This is a genomic window from Acidocella aquatica (assembly GCF_030160635.1).
GTDB classification, from domain to species: Bacteria; Pseudomonadota; Alphaproteobacteria; order Acetobacterales; family Acetobacteraceae; genus Acidocella; species Acidocella aquatica.
On record NZ_BSOS01000015.1, the window covers coordinates 1 to 3,817 of the forward strand.

3 protein-coding genes and 1 CRISPR repeat array are annotated in these 3,817 nt (G+C 62.4%); of the genes, 2 read left to right on the forward strand and 1 reads right to left on the reverse strand.

Translation table 11 applies throughout. The annotated features are described in order from the left end of the window. Positions 1–89: 89 nt before the first annotated feature. A CRISPR array of direct repeats spans positions 90–1,600; the repeat unit is 33 nt; unit sequence GTCGCCCCCTCGCGCGGGGGCGTGGATCGAAAC. Positions 1,601–2,022: 422 nt separating this feature from the next. Together QQJ84_RS05145 and mazF are read left to right on the forward strand one after the other, a co-directional pair. Continuing rightward, complete coding sequence (locus QQJ84_RS05145) at positions 2,023–2,262, forward strand: AbrB/MazE/SpoVT family DNA-binding domain-containing protein (RefSeq protein ID WP_284257030.1); 240 nt, start codon at positions 2,023–2,025, stop codon at positions 2,260–2,262. After that, positions 2,262–2,615, forward strand: coding sequence for an endoribonuclease MazF (gene mazF, locus QQJ84_RS05150; protein WP_284257031.1), 354 nt, complete (start codon positions 2,262–2,264; stop codon positions 2,613–2,615). The genes QQJ84_RS05145 and mazF overlap by 1 nt, the downstream gene beginning before the upstream one ends. A gap of 134 nt (positions 2,616–2,749) precedes the next feature. Here the strand turns inward: mazF and QQJ84_RS05155 are convergent, their stop codons facing one another. Then, positions 2,750–3,541 carry a class I SAM-dependent methyltransferase gene (locus tag QQJ84_RS05155; RefSeq protein WP_284257029.1) on the reverse strand — a complete coding sequence of 264 codons (792 nt, stop codon included), beginning with the start codon at positions 3,539–3,541 and terminating at the stop codon, positions 2,750–2,752. Between the last annotated feature and the right edge of the window lie 276 nt (positions 3,542–3,817).

Genomic DNA, 3,817 nt, shown 5'->3' on the forward strand with positions numbered 1-3,817 from the left:
TTGAATGATGGAGGTGGGCCAAAATTCGCCAGCACTGCTGGGCCAATATTCAGTAGCAAAGCCATACCCCGCGCCGATATGCCTCAGCCGTCGCCCCCTCGCGCGGGGGCGTGGATCGAAACATGCGTTTTCAAGCGGGACTGTCAGCCTCACGTTGTCGCCCCCTCGCGCGGGGGCGTGGATCGAAACGCGTTGATTGGTAAGGCCACAGATTTGGCGCCGAAGGTCGCCCCCTCGCGCGGGGGCGTGGATCGAAACTGCTACCCCTGGGGCGAGCAAGGCGGTCCGTTGGAGTCGCCCCCTCGCGCGGGGGCGTGGATCGAAACCATAGGGGGTGACGAACCCGCCGCCCTCGATGGCGTCGCCCCCTCGCGCGGGGGCGTGGATCGAAACACCCCAACAACCATCTTCGCCTCGTCGGGTGTCGTCGCCCCCTCGCGCGGGGGCGTGGATCGAAACTCCCCGCCACAATTTCGCTATCTCAAATCGGAGGGTCGCCCCCTCGCGCGGGGGCGTGGATCGAAACACCCGCCAATTAGGTGCAACCATGAACGAAGTCGGTCGCCCCCTCGCGCGGGGGCGTGGATCGAAACGCCGCAGCCTTTGCCGGTTTGGCCTTTGGCGTTAGTCGCCCCCTCGCGCGGGGGCGTGGATCGAAACACTCCCAAGCGGCCCCGGACCGCCCAACGCCTGAAGTCGCCCCCTCGCGCGGGGGCGTGGATCGAAACCATCAGAAGATGAGCCAGGGCGGTTACGGCGCGGTCGCCCCCTCGCGCGGGGGCGTGGATCGAAACTCAACCGGAATGCTCGGCATAAAAGGGACCAACTGTCGCCCCCTCGCGCGGGGGCGTGGATCGAAACCAGATGCGCCACGATGCGTCCGTGGCGATGATCCGTCGCCCCCTCGCGCGGGGGCGTGGATCGAAACGGGTCTACGCCCTCAGTTTCCCAGATACCGCTAAGTCGCCCCCTCGCGCGGGGGCGTGGATCGAAACCGGCAACAGAGCCGTTTTCCGTCGAACCGCCGCCAGGTCGCCCCCTCGCGCGGGGGCGTGGATCGAAACTACCCCGGACAACAAACCCATAAAACACCACAAACGTCGCCCCCTCGCGCGGGGGCGTGGATCGAAACACGTCCACCACGGGCGTGGTGGACGGCCAGACGGGTCGCCCCCTCGCGCGGGGGCGTGGATCGAAACTCGCAAAAACGATCTCATATCGCGTCAAATTACTGTCGCCCCCTCGCGCGGGGGCGTGGATCGAAACGTGTTGGCCGGGCTGGCGGTTGAGCAGGTTGGCGGTCGCCCCCTCGCGCGGGGGCGTGGATCGAAACAAATACATCGTGGCGTTCTTCCTCATCGCCGCCAGTCGCCCCCTCGCGCGGGGGCGTGGATCGAAACAGGGCCCCTACGCCTTCGTACTGCGCAACGCCAAAGTCGCCCCCTCGCGCGGGGGCGTGGATCGAAACGCACGACTGTATCGTTGAGACCATGCCAATTCGGTCGCCCCCTCGCGCGGGGGCGTGGATCGAAACGGCCTCAAAGCGGCTGCGACGACCCCGCTTACCGTCGCCCCCTCGCGCGGGGGCGTGGATCGAAACAGCACGGCATCAAGCTCAGTATAGAGCTGCGGCGGTCGCCCCCTCGCGCGGGGGGCGTGGATCGAAACGCCAGCCGGGTGATGCATGGGGGTCCGGCCACATCAAATGCGAGGCAATAAACGTGTTCGGTATAGGTGTTTATGTGCCCCAAAGTTGAACATACCGGGTTTTCATATAGCCATGCACGGCTGACATTTGGAGATGAAGTCCCCGGGGGGAGGGAATAAAATCCTGCGGCGCAATATAGCTGTTGGGCTGGGCGGTGCTATTTAGCGTATCCGAGCCGCCACTCCACCCCCGTACTTTCCATAAGACAGAGCGCCGCTCGCGCAATGCTGCGGCGCACAGTTTTTATTTTCTCGCCCCCCGCTTGACCTGCGTGGGTCAATCATGTATCTACAATGTAGCAACGGAGCGGTAAAATGCAAAGCCAGGTAAAAAAATGGGGAAATAGCGCCTCGGTCCGGATCCCCGCCGCGATCCTGGACGCCGTTCATGTGAGCATCGACCAGGATGTAGATATCCGAGCAGAGAATGGCCGTATCGTCATCGAGCCGATGCGCAAGCAGGTGACGCTGGAAAGTCTGCTGTCACAGGTCACACCGGATAATCTCCATGGCGAAGTTGATTTTGGCGGTTCAGTCGGCAGAGAAATTCTCTAATGGCAGCTCTGCCGCGTGCGAAGCCAAAATACGTCCCAGATGCCGGCGATATCGTCTGGCTTGAGTTCAACCCTCAGGCCGGCCACGAACAGGCTGGACACCGGCCTGCTGTGGTGCTGAGCCCAGCGTCCTACAATGGACGTACGGGGCTGCTACTATGCTGTCCGACCACCACCCAAGTCAAAAATTACCCATTCGAGGTTCGTTTGTCAGGCACGAAACCCAGCGTGGCGCTCGCCGATCAAATCAAGAGCCTTGACTGGCAGGCCCGGCACGCGACACGCAAAGGACGCGCGACGGCCGCCGAGTTGGATGAAATCAGGCAGAAAGCCATCGCGCTCTTGCATGGCTAAAACCAGCCCCGACTTTCCATAAGATATATTCTGCGTTTTTTGTGTAGCTTTAAAAAATAGATTTTAATCAAATAGTTAACGTGACATCGTTACGGCGTAGCGATGTCCTACCGGAAAAATAGCGCTCGGCGGGGCTAGCCTCCCCGGTGGGCGATGAGCGCCGTGCTCGCCACCACCTCAATCAGTCGGCCCGCCGGCGCGAGCTTTGCCGTCAGCGCTTCGATCTCCGCCACCAGCGCATCGGCCCGCGCCCCGATCCTGGCCCGTGACGTGGATGACATCGACAACGCCCGCTCAATCAACGCCGCCGCAGGCAGTTCCCGCCGCTCAATCACCGAAACCTCCTCCAATTCGCTAAAGGCCGAGTCCAGCAGCACGGCGATATGGGACGCCTTCCCCGGCTCGTGCCGTTGGTGCCGGTGCGGATCATCTGCCGCGTAACGCCCGACCAGGTCCTGGAACACCTGTCGCCAGGCATTTTCCGGCACCTCGGGGTGCTTGTCCCCGAACAGCGCCACCGCCCCGCCCGGCTCGATCATCCCCTCCAGCCGTCGTAACGTATCGACCCGGTCCATCCAATGAAACGATCGCCCCATTGTCACCAGCCGGAACACGCCCAAATCCGGCTCGAGCCCATAGGAACTTCCCTCCAGAAACCGTACATTCGCGGGGGCCTCCCGCTCCGCCAGGCGCAGCATCTCCGGCTCCGGATCAATTCCCACCACCGCGCCGACGAATGGCGCGAGAGCTTTCGCCAACTGCCCCGGCCCGCAGCCCAGATCCAATACCCGGTCCGCCGCCCCCAGCGTGCAAAGCTCGGCGACGCGCCGGATCAGCCGTGGTGCATAGCCGGGCCGACCCGCCAGATAATGCGCCGCCGCCGTGCGAAACCGGCGTGGCTCAAACGGCACAGGTTCGATGGACATCGGTATAACTCCTTCTCGATACGACCACCTTCCCTCAGATTTGCCCATTCTCGCAACCGACGCCTTCACGAAATCAATCATGGGATTATCTGCCACTGTGCTCGCCATCGCCGGCTTCTGCTCATATTCCCGGCCAATGGGTGTTTCTGCCTCCCTCACACCGGAACGCTGGTGGCGTAGTGCGATTTGCAATCTCGTGGTGGATTAACCTAGTGTCCGTCCACTAACGCTAAGGTATTGATATTATTCTGTTAATTCCGCTGTTTGGGCTTTCAA